This is a genomic window from Streptomyces sp. NPDC102274, from assembly GCF_044766385.1.
In the GTDB taxonomy this organism is placed as follows: domain Bacteria; phylum Actinomycetota; class Actinomycetes; order Streptomycetales; family Streptomycetaceae; genus Streptomyces.
In genome coordinates, this window is sequence record NZ_JBIWLW010000003.1 from 364,568 (window position 1) to 380,610 (window position 16,043).

Genomic DNA, 16,043 nt, shown 5'->3' on the forward strand with positions numbered 1-16,043 from the left:
TCCACGGAGGGCACCATGAAGCAGGAACCGTCGATCCGACCCGGGGCCGCGGAGACCGCGGAGGCCACCGCGGTCGTCGGGCTTCCCACGCAGCGCGTCGCCGGCTGCCCCTTCGATCCCCCGTCCGACCTGGCGCCGCTGCGCGAGGCGAGCCCCCTCAGCAGGATGACGTACCCCGACGGGCACGTCGGCTGGCTGGCCACCGGCTACTCCACGGTCCGCGAGATCATGGCCGACCCCCGCTTCAGCTCGCGGTACGAGCTGATCCATCTCCCGTTCCCGTTCCCCGGTGCGCCCGAGGGTCCGCTGCCGCCGGCCCCCGTCGGTGACATGACCGGCATGGACGCTCCCGAGCACACCCGCCTCCGGCGGCTCCTCATGGGCAAGTTCACGGTCCGCCGGATGCGTCAACTCGCCGAACGGGTCGAGCAGATCACCACGGAGCACCTGGACGCGGTGGAGCGCCAGGGGCCCGGCACGGACCTGGTCGCGGCGTTCGCCCAGCCCATTCCCGCGCTGATGATCTGCGAGCTCCTCGGTGTGCCCTACGCCGACCGCGAGCTCTTCCAGAACTACGCCCACACGCTGATGACCATGGACGTCAGTCTGGAGGAACGGTACGCCGCGATGTCCGGGCTCCAGGAGTACATGGCGGCGCTGGTCGCCGCCAAGCGCGCCGAATCCTCCGACGACCTGCTCGGCGACCTCACCAGGGACTCCGACCTCACCGACGAGGAACTGGTGGGCGTGGGCGGCTTCCTGCTCGCCGCGGGACTCGACACCACCGCCAACATGATCGCCCACGGGACGTTCGCCCTGCTGAGCAACCCGGCCCAGGCCGAGGCCCTGCGCTCGGACCCGGACCTCGCCGCCCGGGCCGTCGAGGAGCTGATGCGCTATCTGACCATCGCCCACACCACCGTGAAGTCGGCGCTGGAGGATGTCGAGCTGAACGGCCAGGTGATCAAGGCGGGCGAGAGCGTCACCATCTCGTTCGAGGCCGCCAACCGGGACCCGGAGCGGTTCCCCGAGCCGGACGTCCTCGACCTGCACCGCGAGGCCACTGGGCACCTGGGCTTCGGGCACGGCGCCCACCAGTGCCTGGGTCAGCAACTGGCCCGCGTCGAGATGACGGTGGCCCTGCCGGCCTTGCTCACCCGGTTCCCCACGCTGCGGCTGGACGTGCCGGCCGAGGAGGTTCCGCTGCGGACCAATATGAACGTCTACGGCGTGCACCGGCTTCCGGTCGCCTGGGACGAGGACTGACCACCATGGACGTCCATGTCGATCGTGAACACTGCGTCGGTGCCGGGTTGTGCGCCCTGACCGCCCCTCAGGTCTTCGACCAGGACGAGGGTCTGGTTCTCCTGCTGACCGCCCGGCCGCCGCAGGAGCGGCACGCGGCAGTCCGCGTCGCCGCGGGTGTGTGTCCCGGCGCGGTCATCACCCTCACGGAGCGGGAATCCTCCACCGCCTCGTAGGCGGTCTCGACGCGGTGTCGTTACGCGTTGGTGCCCGCGTCCACGGTCAGTGCCGTGCCGGTGATGTTCTGGCCGCCGGGGCCGGCGAGGAACGCGACGGTGGCCGCTATGTCGTCGGGATCGAGGAAGCGGCCCAGCGCGGTCAACTGCCGTTGGGCGTCGGCGTGTGGGTTGTCGGCCGGGTTCATGTCCGTGTCGGTCGATCCGGGGTGCACGACGTTGGCGGTGATGCCGCGCGGGCCGAGTTCGCGTGCCAGTCCTCTGGTGAAGCCGCTGAGCGCCGCCTTGCTCATGGCGTACAGCGCGATGCCCGGGAAGGGCGCGTGGTCGGCGAGGTTGCTGCCGATGCTGATGACGCGTCCGCCCCGCGGCAGGATCCGTGCGGCGGCCTGCGAGGCGAGGAACACCGAGCGGACATGGATGGCCAGGGTCCGGTCGAGCTCCTCCGGAGTGACGTCCTCGATCGGTCCGTTCGGAAAGATCCCCGCGTTGTTGACGAGGATGTCCAGCCGGCCGAATTCGCCGGCCGTCCGCCGCACCGCGTCCGCGGCGGTGTCGTCGTCCGCCGCGTCGGCCCGGATCGCCAGCGCGCGCCGGCCGATCCCCTTGATGTCGGCCACCACATCGGCGGCCTTCGCCTCTCCGGCGGCGCTGACGTATGTGAACGCCACATCCGCACCTTCACGGGCCAGCCGTCGGGCGACAGCCGCCCCGATGCCCCTGCTGCCGCCCGTGACCAGCGCAGCCTTCCCCACCAACTCGCCCATGCCATCCCCTGATTTCTGTGTTGATCGGCACAGAAAGAATGGCAGGGCGCACCCGGCGGGTCAAGGCATATATTGAACGAACGACACAGAAAAGTCAGGGAGAGGAGAGGTGGGGAAGGTGACCACGCGCGGACGCCCCAGAGGGTTCGACCGGGACACGGCTCTGGAACAGGCGATGAAGGTGTTCTGGGCCACCGGCTACGAGGCGACGTCCATGGCCGACCTCACCTCGGCCATGGGGATCGCCTCGCCCAGCCTGTACGCGGCGTTCGGCTCCAAGGAGGAGCTGTTCCGCGAGGCGGTGGCGCTGTACGGAGCCACCGCGGGCCGGCCCGTGGCACGTGCGCTCACCGAGGAGCCCACCGCGCGCGCCGCCGTGAACGCCGTGCTCCACGCGAACGCCTACGCGTACACCAGGGCGGACACACCCGGCGGCTGCATGATCGTAATGGCCGCCACGAACTGCTCCGAGTCCAACGCCCCGGTCCGCGACCATCTCGCCCAGATTCGCAAGGCCGGCATCGAAGACCTGACGGTACGGCTGGAACAGGGCGTGCGGGACGGGGACCTGGCCCCGGGCACCGACACCCACGGCGTCGCCTCGTTCTATACCGCCGTACTCCAGGGCATGTCCGTACAGGCACGCGACGGCGCCTCGCGCGAGGACCTGGAGATGCTCGCGGAGCGGGCGATGTCGGCATGGGAGGCCGTGATCGCCCAGTGGCCTTCGCCTGCGCCGGGTCGCTGAGGACTCGCGCGAGGGCGTGAATTCCGGCGGTCGGCGGGGCACGCTGGCGGGGCCGCCTTTCGGGTGAGGGGAGAACGTTTCGGCGGTGGCCGTTCGAGCGGCGGACCGCTCGATGCCGAAACGGCTAGGCCATGCTGACGGCGCTTTGAACCGATCGAGAAAGGGATCACCTATGCGCCGCATCACCGCCGCGCTCCTCGGAGCCGTCGCACTGCTCGGAGTCGCGACCGTCACCGCCTCGGCCGCCACCGCCCACAGCGCCCCCACCGCCCACAGCACCGCGGATGTTGTCATGGGCGGCATCGATGATGGCGGCCTCGGAGGATTGGGCGACGTCATCGACGACCTCCTCGGTCACTGACCCGGCCCGATCGACCAGCTTCCCCAACCCGCACGCCCGCCTGCCCGTAACCGCCTGATCGCGGGTCGCGGGCGGCGGGCGTTTTTGCAGGTCAGGTGGGTGGCACTGATCTGCCACGGGAGTGCCACTCCACTGCCACAGCCACCGTCCAGCATGAAGTCATCGGCAAAACGGCGACGTGCGGGGCAGGAGGGCAAGTGAACAGTGATGGCTGGTACTTCGTCGCACTTCCGGACTGTGCGGGAGGCGAGCGTGTGGCCCGGCGGGTTGGTTCGGACGCTCAGCTGATCTGCCGTCATGCGTCGGGCCGGCCGCTGCTGCTGGCTCGCGGGCCGGAGCGGCAACGGGTGGTGGTGGAGGGCGGGGCCGTACGGGTCGCCGTCGTCGGGGGATCCTCCGCTACGGAAGAGCAACTGCGGGGGCGGCTGAGGCGGGCGGGGGGTGTCCGGCTGCTGGAGGAGCTCGGACATTCCCTGGCCGGCAGCTTCCATCTGGTGGCCGCCGATGGCGAGCGGCTGCGGGTGCAGGGGGCCGCGAGCGGTCTGCGGCGAGTGTTCCACGCGATGATCGACGGAGTGCGCGTGGTGTCCGACCGGGCGGATGTCCTGGCCGGGCTCGGCGGGTTCGCCCTCGATGACACCGCGTTGGCGATCAGGCTCTTGCGGGTGCTGCCGCATCCGCTGGCCGAGGAGCCGATGTGGCGGGAGGTCGAGGCCGTACCGCCCGGGTCGGCGCTGCTCGTCGAGGACGCCGGGCGGCGGGTACGTACGGTCGTCTGGTGGCGAAGGCCCGCGCCCGAGCTGTCCAGGCGGGAGGGTGCCGAGCGGTTGCGGGAGGCGCTCGAAGCCGCTGTGGACGTCAGGACCAAGGCCGGCGGGACGGTGCACTGCGATCTGTCCGGCGGTCTGGACTCGACGCCGCTGTGCCGTCTCGCGGCGAGGGGACCGGCCGAGATCGTCGCCACGACGATGTACAACGACGACCCGGGCGGCCTGGAGGATCTGATCTGGGCGCGTCGCGCCCTGCCGAGCATGCCGAATGTTCGGCACGACGTGGGCCGTCTCGACGACATGCCGCAGTTCTTCGAGGGCATGGGTGATGTCGTGGAGCGGCTGGACGAGCCGTCGCAGGCGTATCTGACCGCGCCCCGCATCCGGTACAGCATCGAGGCGGCGATGGCGCGGGGTGCCACGACCTACGTCAACGGTCTGGGCGGAGACCATCTGCTGCACGGTCTGCCGGTATGGGAGCACGCGCTGTTCCGCCGCCGTCCGTTGGTGGCCCTACGGCGCGTCAGAACCACCAGGATGCTCGATGACCGTCCGCTGATCCCCGTACTGCGCGAGCTGCTGGACTCCGAGAGCTATGGCGCATGGCTACGGCGGACCGTACGGGAGGCCCGGCGCGTCCGCGAGGTGAAATCGGATCTGCGGATGGAGTGGGACCAGCCCGTCGCGCTGCCGCGCTGGCTGAGCCGGAACGCCGCCGCGGCGCTGTCCGCCAGGCTGGGGGAGCTGGCCGCGTCGGCCGAACCGCTCGGGGCCGACCGGGCGCTCCACGCCGAGCTGGCCATGGTGCGGGACGGCAGCAGGATCGTCCGTGGCACGCAGCAGTACGCGGCCACGTTCGAAATGCCCTTCGAGGCCCCGTTCTTCGACGACCGCGTGGTGGAGGCGTGTTTCGCCGTACGCCACGAGGAACGCGACTCTCCCATGGAATTCAAGCCGCTGATCAAGGCGGCGATGCGCGGACTGCTCCCCGATGAATTCCTGCGGCGCGGCTCGAAGATGGGCGGAAGCGTCCAAGCGGCGCGCGGACTGCGGGGCCACTGGCCCACCCTTCTCGAACTCTGCGAACAGTCGCCGTTGACCACACGCGGCGTCATCGACTTCGACGCACTCGCCACCGGCGAGTCGCCACAGCACATGGGGACGCGGGACGCGTTCCTCGACGCCACCGTCAATTGCGCGGTGTTCGCCAGGAATCAGCCGGCGGGGGATCGCCGCCATGACAGGGAGGAGTCGGTTCATGGGCCTGCGGCTGCATGACCATGTCTCCACGACCGAGACCGAATACGGACTGGTCGTACTCGACGAACGCACCGGCCGTTACTGGCAGCTCAGCTCCTCCGCGGGGCTCGTGCTCTCCACCCTCGCGCAGGGGGCCTCGGTCGACGAGGCGGTCACCGCGCTCACCGACCGATACGACGTGGGCGACGCGCGAGCGCGGAAGGACATCGACGCTCTGATGGTCTCGCTGCGGTCCGCCGGGCTGGTGAAGCGATGAGCATCCCCGTACTGCCGGCTGACGCGGTGACGGTGTCCCTTCGGCAACGGCTGGTCACCCGCGCGGCGGTCGGTGCGGCCAGGCTTCTCGCCCGTCGACAGCCCCGGCACATCAGGGCCGTACTCATACGGGTACGACGGGGAGCGCGGCCGGCGACGGTGGCTGAGGCCGGACTCGCGCGCGACACCGTCCTCACGGTCAGCCCGCGCTGCTGCGGTGCCCGCGCCTGTCTCGTGCGGTCGATCGCCACGGTCCTGCTGTGCCGTACCCGCTCGGTCTGGCCGACCTGGTGCGTGGGCGTACTCAAAGCGCCTCCCTTCGCCGCGCACGCCTGGGTGGAGGCGGAGGGCCGCATGGTCGACGAGGCCACGGAAGCCGGTTACTACACCCGGCTCATCACCATCGAGGCTTCTGGCGAACTTCCCTCGCCAGGAAAGGAATACGGACAGCGGAGAGGAGGTGGCAACTATGGAGAAGGAAAGCTACGAGGCTCCCGTCGTGGTGGAGCTCGGTTCGTTCGGTGAGGAGACCGGGATTTTCGGTATCCGCAACGGGGACGAGATCACCTGGTTCTTCGACACCTGGCAGTAATCGCCCCAAGCGTGTCCGGAAAACAGGAAGGGAGGTGACCACCATGGAGAAGGAAATGTACGAGGTTCCCGCGCTCATCGAGCTCGGGGAATTCACCGAGGAGACGGGCTTCTTCCGTAACGGAGCGAACGAGGCCTACTTCTTCTTCCAGAACCAGAACGACTGATCATCAGTCGTCGGGGCCAATGGATCACCGGGTGCGGCGAGCGTTCGCAAGAGTGCCTCGCCGCGCCCGGTGGCGACAGAGAGACGGGACGGGGGGACAGATGCGCGAGAGTGACCGACTGCTGGCCGGAACGGTGGGGCGGGACAAGGGACTGTTCGCCGTGGTGGCGGCGCTGCACCTGTTCCAGAGCGCCGCCGGTCTGCTGCTGCCGCTCGCCCTGTCCGGCGCGATCGATGTGGTTCTCGGACAGACCGGCAACAGAGTCCCGTTCATGCTCGTGTGCTCCCTGCTGGGGACGATGACGGTCGCCGAGATCGCCGGGCAGATCGCCGAGGCCAGGATGAGGGCCACGGCCACCGCACGGCTGCGGCATGACACGTTCTCCCGGATCTTCCGCCTCGGACTGTCCTCCCGGAGCCGGTTCACGCCCGGGGACCTGCTGAGCCGCTCGCTGGAGAGCACCGCCGAAGCCGGTGGCGCGGGGCTGAATCTCCTCAACGCGGCCTTCGCCGCGCTGACCGCCTTCGGCGGGCTGGTCGCGCTCTTCCTCATCGACTGGCGGCTCGTTCTCGTCTTCGTTCTCGGTGTCCCCGCCGTCTGGCTGCTCGCCCGGATGCTCATCCGCAGGACCACCACGCTCACCGGCCAGTACCAGCAAGCACACGGGGAGTTGTCCGACCGCTTCGTCGACGCCGTCGGCGGAGCCCGCACCATCCGCGCCTCCGCCACCTTCGACCGGGAGGTGGAGCGCGTGCTCCGCCCGCTGCCCCGGCTGCGAGCCGCCGGAACAGGCTTCTGGGAGGCACAGCGCCGAGCGGGCTGGTATCTGTCACTGCTCGCGCCCGGCCTGCAGATCGGCGTGCTGGCGATGGCCGGGTACGGGGTGGTGGCCGGGCGGCTGACTCCCGGCCAGATGCTCGCGGCACAGCTCTACTTGACGTATGCGATGAGGCTGCTGTCGCAGGTCGGCATCTTCGCCGAACTGGGCAGGGCGCGGGGTTCGACCGAGCGGCTTCAGGAGGTGTTCGCCGCGCCGGTGCCCCACCAGGGGGACCGGCCCCTGCCGCCGGGAGAGGGGGCCCTCACGCTGCACGACATCACCGTACGGGCCGACGACAGGCTCGTACTCGACCGGCTGACGCTCGACGTCCCCGCCGGCTCCACCCTGGCGGTGGTCGGTGCCTCGGGGTCGGGCAAGACGACGCTGGCGCTCGTCGCCGGGGCGGCGCTGCCACCGGACGGCGGAGAGGTACGACTGGACGGCGCCGACCTCGCCGAGACCGACCGCGGCGAGGTGCGCGCCGCCATCGCGTACGCCTTCGAGCGCCCCCACCCACTGGGCGAGACCGTGGCCGATCTGATCGGGTACGGCGACCGGCCGGTGACCGCGACCGCCGTACGGGAAGCGGCGCGTGCGGCCCACGCGGACGGCTTCATCAGCCGACTTCCCCGCGCCTATCGAACCCCCGTCGCCGAACTCCGGCTGTCGGGAGGCGAATCGCAGCGGCTCGGGCTGGCGCGCGCGGTCTGCCGGCGGGCCAGGGTCGTGATCTTCGACGACGCGATGTCCAGCGTGGACACAGCGACCGAGAACGAGATCGGCAGGGCTATGGACGAGTCCCTGCGCGGCACCACCCGGATCGTGGTGGCCCACCGGATCACCACCGCAGCCGGCGCCGACCTGGTCGCCTGGCTGGAGCGGGGCCGCGTCCGCGCTGTCGGCCCGCACCGGACGCTGCTGGCAGACCCCGCCTACCGGGCTGTCTTCGGCACCGGCCGGGACCGGGCGGCTCCGGACAGAGCCGGACCGGACAGGGCGGGGCCGGACGCGGCTGGCCTGGACCGTGCGGGCGGCCCAGCACGCGGCCCGGCACGCGGCCCGGCGCGGGGCAACGGCCGAGAACGTTCGGGGGCGGTGTGATGGCGTCGGAGACCATGAGGCTCGTACGACCCGTTCTGCGCGCCCATCGCCGCGATCTCGGCGCCCTCGCCGCCTGGTCGCTTGTCGAGACGCTGCCGGTGCTGCTTTCCGGGACCCTGGTGGCGGCGGCCCTCGACCACGGCTTTCTGGACGGCCGCGCCGTGTATGGGCTGCTGCTCCTGCTCGCGTACGGCGTCACCATGGTGATAGGGACGCTCGGGACCAGACAGGCCATGCCACATACAGCGGCCGTCGTGGAGTCGCTGCGCGACGCGCTCATCAGCCAGGTGGTCCGTGCCGGACTGCACCGCGCGGTCTATCCGGAGAGCGGCGCGGGATACTCCGGCGGATCGACCGCGGATGTCTCCACCGTCGCCCGCCTCACCCGGCAGGTGGAGACGGTCCGTCAGATCTCCGGCGGGCTGCTGCTCTCCCTGCGCGGGGTCGCGTTGGCCATGGTGGCGGCCATGATCGGCCTGTTCGCGCTGGATCCGCTCCTCGCGCTGATCACGGGCGGGGCGGTGCTCACGGCGGTCGCGTTGACGGCTCTGCTCTCCCGGGTGCTCCGGCGACGCCATGTCGCCCTGCTCCGGGCGCAGGAGGAGCTGGCGCGGCGGGCCGGTCCTCAACTGACCGGGATCCGGGACGTCGTGACGTGCGGTGCCTGGGAGACGGCGCGGCGGACGGTGGGCGCGGGGGTGGACGCCGAAGCCGCGGCGGCCGTGGCCAGTGCCCGCGCGGGTGCCGGGCGTATCGCCGTGGTCGCGGTGGGCACCCGGCTGCCGTTCGCGATCATCCTCCTCTCCTCGCCCTGGCTCGTCTCCTCGGCCGTACTGACGCCCGGCGCGCTGGTCGGCGCCATGGTCTATTTGCTCCAGGGAATCGAGCCGGCGCTGCGTGCCATGGTGCAGACGGTGTCGAACATGGGACTCCAGCTCTCCGTCACACTGCACAGGCTCACCGACTTCATCAACGTCCCGCCCCGCCGGCCCTCCGGGACCGCCTCGCTCACAGGGGCGGGTGCCGGGGCCGGCATCGGAACAGGCAGCGACATCGCGCTGCGGGATGTCCTCTTCGCCTATGGGCCGCACGCCGAACCGCTCTTCTCCCGTGTCAGCCTCGATATCCCCTACGGCTCGCATCTGGCGATCGTCGGGCCGAGCGGTATCGGCAAGTCCACCCTGGCCTGTCTGGCCGGTGGTTTGGAACAGGCGCAGCGCGGGGTGGTGACGGTCGGCGGCATACCGGTCGCGGAGCTGGCCGAGGACGAACTGCGCCGACGGGTCGCCGTCGTACCGCAGGAGTCGTACGTCTTCGCCGGCACGCTCCGTGAGAACCTCGCCCTCCTGCGCCCCGACGTGCCGGAGAGCGAGCTGGACGCGGCGGCCGTGGCGCTGGGCCTGGGGGAGACCGTGCGCGGGTTGGGCGGTTACGACGCGGTGATCAGCTCACCCGGGCTGCTCTCCCAGGGGGAGCGCCAACTGATCACGCTGGCCCGGGTGTACGTCAGCGACGCGCACGTCGTGATCCTGGACGAGGCGACCTGCCATCTGGACCGGACGGGAGAGGAACGGGTCGAGGACGCGTTCATAGCGCGGCCCGGCACGCTGATCGTGGTGGCCCACCGCATCACCTCGGCCCTGCGCGCCGAGCGCATCGCCGTCGTCGGGCAGGACTCACTGACCGTGGGGAGCCACGACGAACTCCTGCGGAGGTCGGCCGAGTACGCGGAGCTGATCGGCTACTGGTCCTCCGCCGGAGAGAGCGTGGAGCCCGCCGGAGAGAGCGCTGAGCCCGTCGGAGAGAGCGCGGAGCCCGCCACCTCACGCCCGCGCCCGCTCGTCTGAAGCGAGCGCCCGCACCTGGAGCTTCGGCGGGAGCAGCGCCCATGCGTGCGGTGGCCCCGTTGGTGAGGCTTCCCGCGTGTGCGGCGGGACCCGTGCGAGGCGGGACCCGTGTGAGGCGTCGCTCGGGTGACGGGACTCGATATGCCATCCGGGGTGGCTATCCCATGGGGCCGTATCCATGCGGGTATGGCCACTATGCGTCATGTGGGTCGAATGACCGTCACACACTTCGGATCGCAAACGGTAAATTTCGTTATGTCCTGGATGGCGGTGCCGCTGACCCCGGCCCGCTGTCAGGCAGACGACGTGCGGACGGCGGCACACGCCGGGCGCACACACAAGGGGGAATACCGAGTGCACAGGATCGATGTGCGCCTGCTCGGCGCATTTGAAGTGACCCACCGAGAGAATCACGGGGCCGCACGACTCACCGTGTCGGCCGGGCGGCAGCAGACGCTGCTGGCCGCGCTGGCACTGCACCACGGGCAGATCGTGCCGGTGGACGACATCGCCGAATGCCTCTGGGGGATCGACCCCCCGGCATCGGCGCGGACAACCATCCGCAGCTACATCAAACGCCTGCGCCGTGTGCTGGACGAGGCACGCGGCACCGAGGAGTCCGTCATCGAGGCGCAGCGGGGCGGATACCGGCTGAGCCGTGAGCTGGTCTCCGTGGACGCCACCGAGTTCCGCGAACGGACCGAACGCGCCGCGGCGGTGGCCGTCACGGCGGGGCCGGACGCCGAGGCAGCGGCGCTCGACAGCGCCCTCGCCCTCTGGCGCGGCCCGGCCCTCTCCGGGATCCACGGCCCTTCGCTGCACCGCGACGTTCTCCCCTCCCTGGAGGAGGCGAGGCTCCGGGCCGTACACCGCAGGATCGCCATCGGGCTGGAGCTGGAGGATCCCGGCGACCATATTCCGCTGCTGCGGCGGACGCTGGCCCTGGACCCGCTTCAGGAACGGTTCTGGGCCCAGCTGATGCTCGCGCTCTACCGGACCGGGCGTTCGGCCGAGGCGCTGCGCGAGTACGAGCGGTGCCGGCGTCTGCTGGGTGATCGGCTCGGTGTCGACCCCGGCCCCGAACTGCGCGAACTGCACCAGCAGATGCTGGTCGCGAGCCCGGGTCTCACCGCGTCGACGGGCCGGGCCCGTGCCAGGACCCGTGTCCCGGTCGGAATGCGGGTGGCCGGACCGAGCCGGTATGTGCCACGCCAGCTTCCGGCGGGCGACGTTCCGTTCACCGGCCGGACGGATGAGCTCGCCGTGATCGACGGGCAGTTACCCGATATGCGGCGCGACGTACCGGGCTGCGCGGGCAACGTACTGCTGCTCGACGGCCCCGCCGGGGTCGGGAAGACGGCGCTCGCGATCCACTGGGCCAACGGACGGCAGGAGCGCTATCCCGGCGGCCAGATCTATCTGGATCTCGAAGGGTTCAGCATCCGCGATCCGCTGAGCCCGGCGGATGCCCTGCGCGCCCTGCTGATCGGCCTCGGGATGGCCGATGACGAGGTGCCCGGCAGCGTCGGTGAGCGCAGTGCGCTGTTGCGCAGCGAACTGGCCGGCCGCCGCACGCTGCTGCTCCTGGACAATGTGATGTGCCCCGAGCAGATCAGACCACTGCTGCCCGGACCGGCGGGCACCGCGCTGGTCACCAGCCGCAACCAGTTGCGGGGTCTGGTCGTCAGGAACGGCGCCCGGCGTCTGACGCTCGCCCCGTTCGACCACGAGCGGTCCGCCGATCTGCTGAACCGGCTGCTGGGCGGCCGGCGCCGAGCCGAACGGGCCGAACGGGCCGAACACGCCGCCCTGGACGAACTCGCCGCGCTCTGCGGCGGTCTGCCGCTTGCCCTGCGCATCCTCGCCGAGCGTGCCGCGCGCCAGCCGGAGGTGAGCCTGCGGCGGTTGGTGACCGAGATCCGCGGTGAGGAGCCGCTCAACGCGTTCCGGCTGAGCGAGGACGGCACCGACCTGGACACCGTGCTCTCCTGGTCGCTCAAGGGGCTGACCGAAGCGGCTGCCCGGCTGTACGGAATGCTCGCGGCGGGCGCGAGCGCGTGGAGCCTCGCGGGCACGGCCCGGGGCGCGGAGGAGGAGAAGGGGACCGGTCCCGCGGAGGCGGCGGCGCTGCTGGGCGTCTCCCGGGAGGAGGCGGTACGCCTGCTCGATGAACTCGTACAGGTGCATCTGGTGGAGAGGCGCGGATCCGATCGGTTCCGGCTGCCGGCGGCCTGTCTGATCCGCGTCCCGGGGGCGCTCGCCGGGGCATTGTCCGTACCGGCCCTGCCTGTCACCGTTCCGGGTTCTGTCTCCGTATCGGGTTCTGTCTCCGTACCCGGTCCCGTCGCTGTTCCCGTCCCTGTATCCGTGCCCTGACGGCGGTCTCCGCGACGTGCGGATTGTTTCGCGCGCACCCCTGCCCACCCCCCACGAGGCAGGTGTGCGCGCGGCCAACGGGACAGCTCCCACACGGCCCGGAAGCGTCGGCACAGTGACCAAAGAAACGCTATCGCTGGACCCCCTCGACATGTGACGGTCAATCGACCGACAAACCGATGAGGACAGCGACAGGTGGGGCACCGAGTGGCACATGAGCCGGACGACTCTCAGGCCCCGCCCGATCCCGCCGAGAGAACCGGTCCCGCGGGGCTCGCGGGGCCCGCCGAGCGGGAGTTCGTGCGGTTCGCGTACCGCTACGCGCATCAGATCCGGATGGTGGTGGTCTGCTCCTGCGCGGTTCTGGCCGTACCGGCGATGCCTGTCGACCGTATGGCCGTCGCCTCGGCCATCTCCTGCGTCGTGCTCGGCTGGAGTGTTCTGCACTACCGGCTGGGGATGGCGGGGGCCCGCCCCGGGCCGTTGCTCGCCGCCGACGTGGCGGTCCTGACCGGCCTCTGCCTCACCCAGGAACTGACGATTCCGGACAGCCAGTCCATGTACGGCAGCACCTGGCTGCTGGTAGTGGTCAGCATCGTGGCGGTCGGGTACCAGATGATGTACCCGGCGGGGCTCGCGCTGGCGACCGCGCTGCTGCTGTCCGTCGTGGATCTGGCCGGTGCCATGCTCGACCGCCCCGACGGCTGGGACTACGCGGTGCCCAATGTCAGCTGGCTGCTGGTACAGAGCCTGCTCGCCCAGGGGCTCTACCGGCTGGTGCTGCGCGCGAGCAGAGCGGCCGACGCCGTCGGTACGAAGGCGGCAGCCGCCCGGCGCGGGCACGAAGTGGCGCAGGCGCAGCGTGCGGCGGAGCGCGAACATCTGGCGACCCTGCACGACACCGCGTGCGCCACGATGCTGATGGTCTCGGCCCACGGTCAGTCCATCCAGCCGGACATACTGCGTACCCAGGCGGCCAAGGACCTGCGGCGCCTGGCGTCGGAGCGGGCGACGTCCGGTGAGACGGATGTGGCACAGGAACTGTTCGCGGAGACCGGCGACCACCGGCTCCTCGTACGCGCCGAGTTCGACGGCTCGCTCGGTCTGATGTGGCGGCCGGCCGTCGAGGCGTTGCGCGGCAGCCTCGGCGAGGCGCTGCGTAACGTCTCGCGCCACGCGGGCGTCAACTCCGCGACTGTGACCGCGAGCCGGGAGGGTGACACCGTCACGGTCGTCATCAGCGACGACGGCGCCGGATTCGAGGTGACGCGGGTGCCTCCGCACTGCCAGGGGCTCGCCCGCTCGGTCGTCGAGCGCATGGCCGCCGTCGGGGGCAGGGCTACGATCGACTCCCGGCCGGGCCACGGCACCGCCGTACGCCTGGAGTGGCCCCATGTCTGACGACCGTCAGCCTCCCCGTCCGCCCGAGCTTGGTCCAGCGGCGCCCGATACGCGACCGCCGGGAACGGATTCACGACCACTCGACTCGCGACCACTCGACTCGCGGCCGCCCGAATCACGGCCGCCCGACTCACAACTGCTCGACTCGCGACCGCCCGGCTCGCGACCGTCCCATCCCCTCGACGGCGAAGGACCGCTGTCCGATCCGCTGACGGACCGTATCGCCGCCGGCATGCTCGGCGCGCTGCGGCTGGCGGGGCTCGTCATTCTCTCCGCGGTCCACTTCGGGCTGGCGTTCCCCGCCCTGCTCTCCAACCTCGACGGTTACCGGCACGCCTGGGTGCAGCTCACCGCGTTCGGCCTGCTGACGCTCATCATCGTGGTCGACGCGCTCCTCGGGGCGGCCGGCCGGCGCAGACCGCGCCGCTGGGTCGCGGCCGGGCTGTTGTGCTCGCTCGTGGCGGCCGTCGTCGCCACCAGCCAGCTGCCGGGCGAGCACTACCTCGCCACCCCGCACTGGACGTTCCTGGAGATCGGCTGGTTCGGCGTCCTGCTGCTGTTCGACGCCGGTCTGAACGCGACACTGCTCTTCCTCGCGCTCCATGTGGTCCTGACGCTCGGGCAGTTGCTGCTCGTCGGGATCCCGTCCCGGCAGACCGCGGCCGGTATGGCCGTCAGCGCCCTCGCCATCTGCGCGTTCCAGATCGCCGCCGCCGTGATGGCCAGGCTGCTGCGGGAGTGCGCGACCGCGGCCGGTGCCACGGCACGGGAGCAGGAGCGGGTACGCACCGAAGCAGCGGTCTCCGCCCAGGTGCATGTCGACCAGCGGTCGCGCTACCGCGACCTCGGCCGCTCCGTACTGCCCCTGCTGACCGGGCTGGCCGACGGAACGCTCGACCCCGGGAGCGAGCGGGTACGCCGCCGATGCGCCTTCGAGGCCGCCCGGATGCGACGTCTCTTCGCGGAACGGGACCACGCGTCGGACCCGCTGCTCCATGAACTACGGGCCGGTATCGGGGTGGCCGAACGCCACGGGGTCGATGTGCAGCTCGCTGTACGGGGCGCGTCCGCGCCGGTGCCCCGGCATCTGCGCCGCGCGCTGACCGAGCCCGTACTCGCCGCGCTCGCGACCGCCGAGCGCAGCGCGCGGGCGACCGTCGTGCGCGGCGGCGGGCAGGTACGTGTCAGTGTGGTGACGGACGCACCCCAGACGGACATCCCGGAACCGACCGAGCGCGGTATCCGCGTACGTACGGTGCACAGCGAGGGCCGGCTTCTCGTCGAGGCGTCGTACACGCTGCTCGCGGCCCCGCCGTCCGCGCCGTCTTCCTCCGGCGGCGTCCGCACGATCAACGTTCGGAGCACCCAGAACACTCAGAGCTCGTCCAGCGAGGTCAATCCGTCCTGAATGGCCCTCGCGACCAGATTCGCCTTGGTCGTCGCGGGCCGCCCCGCGTTCGCGTACTTGATCCGTACCCGCTCCAGATAAGTGTTCACCGTACGTACGGAGAGGCCGAGGCTCTCCCCGACCATGGCCTTCGACTCCGACTGGAACCACTCCAGCAGCACCTCCACCTCACGCGGTGTCAGCGCGGGGCGGCCCTTTCTGGCATCGCTGCCGAAAGCACCGGCGAGAGCGGGCGGCGTGTAGGGCCGGCAGTCGGCGGCGGCCAGAGTGGCCGCCATGAGATGCCGCTCGCCCTCGGCCTTCGTCAGATAGGTGAACGCGCCCAGGTCCAGACAGGTCAGCGCCGTCTCCTGGCTTTCCTGCATGGTGTAGACGATCACCTGGCGCTCCTGCGCGACCAGTTGCTTCAGCTCGGGGTACGCGGGCACCCCGTGGGAGAGCTGGAGGTCGAGCACCACCACATCGGCCGCCCGGCCGGGCCCGCTCACGGCGATGGAGAGATCGGGGCCCTTGGCCGTGACGGTGATCGGCCGTTCCGACGCGGCGTACCAGGATTCGATCCCCGCGAGCACCACGGGATGGTCGTCGATCAGCACCACACTCACGGACTCGTTTTCCGGCATGCCTCATCCTCCCCCGAACCGGCGACGCCCCGCCATATACGCGGAGCGTGGCCGGTCGATCGTCGCG

Annotated in this window: 16 protein-coding genes; 14 read left to right on the top strand and 2 right to left on the bottom strand. The window is 70.9% G+C overall.

The features are described 5' to 3' along the window. Positions 1-15 precede the first annotated feature (15 nt). Both ACIRQP_RS06190 and ACIRQP_RS06195 read left to right on the top strand, forming a co-directional pair. On the top strand, positions 16-1,266 hold the full coding sequence (locus tag ACIRQP_RS06190) for a cytochrome P450 (RefSeq protein ID WP_403884184.1): 1,251 nt from the start codon (positions 16-18) through the stop codon (positions 1,264-1,266). A 5-nt stretch (positions 1,267-1,271) separates the two neighbouring features. Continuing rightward, positions 1,272-1,481, top strand: a complete 210-nt coding sequence (locus ACIRQP_RS06195; protein ID WP_403884187.1) for a ferredoxin — start codon at positions 1,272-1,274, stop codon at positions 1,479-1,481. A 20-nt stretch (positions 1,482-1,501) separates the two neighbouring features. Here ACIRQP_RS06195 and ACIRQP_RS06200 read toward each other — a convergent pair whose 3' ends face one another. After that, positions 1,502-2,248: an SDR family NAD(P)-dependent oxidoreductase gene (locus ACIRQP_RS06200; RefSeq protein ID WP_403884190.1), complete on the bottom strand. Its 747-nt coding sequence runs from the start codon at positions 2,246-2,248 to the stop codon at positions 1,502-1,504. A 118-nt stretch (positions 2,249-2,366) separates the two neighbouring features. On the opposite strand from ACIRQP_RS06200, the gene ACIRQP_RS06205 reads away from it, so the two are divergent. The 12 genes from ACIRQP_RS06205 to ACIRQP_RS06260 all read left to right on the top strand — a co-directional run bounded on the left by ACIRQP_RS06205 (position 2,367) and on the right by ACIRQP_RS06260 (position 15,353). Next, on the top strand, positions 2,367-2,996 hold the full coding sequence (locus tag ACIRQP_RS06205) for a TetR/AcrR family transcriptional regulator (protein ID WP_403884193.1): 630 nt from the start codon (positions 2,367-2,369) through the stop codon (positions 2,994-2,996). Positions 2,997-3,168: 172 nt separating this feature from the next. Beyond that, positions 3,169-3,357, top strand: coding sequence for a hypothetical protein (locus tag ACIRQP_RS06210; RefSeq protein ID WP_403884196.1), 189 nt, complete (start codon positions 3,169-3,171; stop codon positions 3,355-3,357). Positions 3,358-3,554: 197 nt separating this feature from the next. Next, positions 3,555-5,405, top strand: coding sequence for an asparagine synthase-related protein (locus ACIRQP_RS06215; protein ID WP_403884199.1), 1,851 nt, complete (start codon positions 3,555-3,557; stop codon positions 5,403-5,405). Continuing rightward, complete coding sequence (locus ACIRQP_RS06220) at positions 5,386-5,643, top strand: lasso peptide biosynthesis PqqD family chaperone (protein WP_403884202.1); 258 nt, start codon at positions 5,386-5,388, stop codon at positions 5,641-5,643. Before ACIRQP_RS06215 ends, ACIRQP_RS06220 begins: the two co-directional genes overlap by 20 nt. Next, positions 5,640-6,167: a lasso peptide biosynthesis B2 protein gene (locus ACIRQP_RS06225; protein WP_403884205.1), complete on the top strand. Its 528-nt coding sequence runs from the start codon at positions 5,640-5,642 to the stop codon at positions 6,165-6,167. The genes ACIRQP_RS06220 and ACIRQP_RS06225 overlap by 4 nt, the downstream gene beginning before the upstream one ends. After that, complete coding sequence (locus ACIRQP_RS06230) at positions 6,112-6,234, top strand: lasso RiPP family leader peptide-containing protein (RefSeq protein WP_403884208.1); 123 nt, start codon at positions 6,112-6,114, stop codon at positions 6,232-6,234. Before ACIRQP_RS06225 ends, ACIRQP_RS06230 begins: the two co-directional genes overlap by 56 nt. A 43-nt stretch (positions 6,235-6,277) precedes the next feature. Further along, positions 6,278-6,400, top strand: coding sequence for a keywimysin-related RiPP (locus ACIRQP_RS06235; protein WP_249953513.1), 123 nt, complete (start codon positions 6,278-6,280; stop codon positions 6,398-6,400). Between the two features lie 100 nt (positions 6,401-6,500). Further along, on the top strand, positions 6,501-8,321 hold the full coding sequence (locus ACIRQP_RS06240; protein WP_403884212.1) for an ABC transporter ATP-binding protein: 1,821 nt from the start codon (positions 6,501-6,503) through the stop codon (positions 8,319-8,321). 14 nt (positions 8,322-8,335) lie between these two features. Then, on the top strand, positions 8,336-10,168 hold the full coding sequence (locus ACIRQP_RS06245; protein ID WP_403884216.1) for an ABC transporter ATP-binding protein: 1,833 nt from the start codon (positions 8,336-8,338) through the stop codon (positions 10,166-10,168). Positions 10,169-10,522: 354 nt separating this feature from the next. Further along, complete coding sequence (locus ACIRQP_RS06250; protein ID WP_403884219.1) at positions 10,523-12,544, top strand: BTAD domain-containing putative transcriptional regulator; 2,022 nt, start codon at positions 10,523-10,525, stop codon at positions 12,542-12,544. Between the two features lie 207 nt (positions 12,545-12,751). Next, positions 12,752-13,945 carry a sensor histidine kinase gene (locus tag ACIRQP_RS06255; RefSeq protein ID WP_403884222.1) on the top strand — a complete coding sequence of 398 codons (1,194 nt, stop codon included), beginning with the start codon at positions 12,752-12,754 and terminating at the stop codon, positions 13,943-13,945. Continuing rightward, positions 13,938-15,353, top strand: a complete 1,416-nt coding sequence (locus tag ACIRQP_RS06260) for a hypothetical protein (protein ID WP_403884225.1) — start codon at positions 13,938-13,940, stop codon at positions 15,351-15,353. Before ACIRQP_RS06255 ends, ACIRQP_RS06260 begins: the two co-directional genes overlap by 8 nt. Here the strand turns inward: ACIRQP_RS06260 and ACIRQP_RS06265 are convergent. After that, entirely contained in the window at positions 15,320-15,976 is a 657-nt protein-coding gene (locus ACIRQP_RS06265) for a response regulator (RefSeq protein WP_403884229.1), read from the bottom strand. The genes ACIRQP_RS06260 and ACIRQP_RS06265 overlap by 34 nt on opposite strands. Positions 15,977-16,043 lie beyond the last annotated feature (67 nt).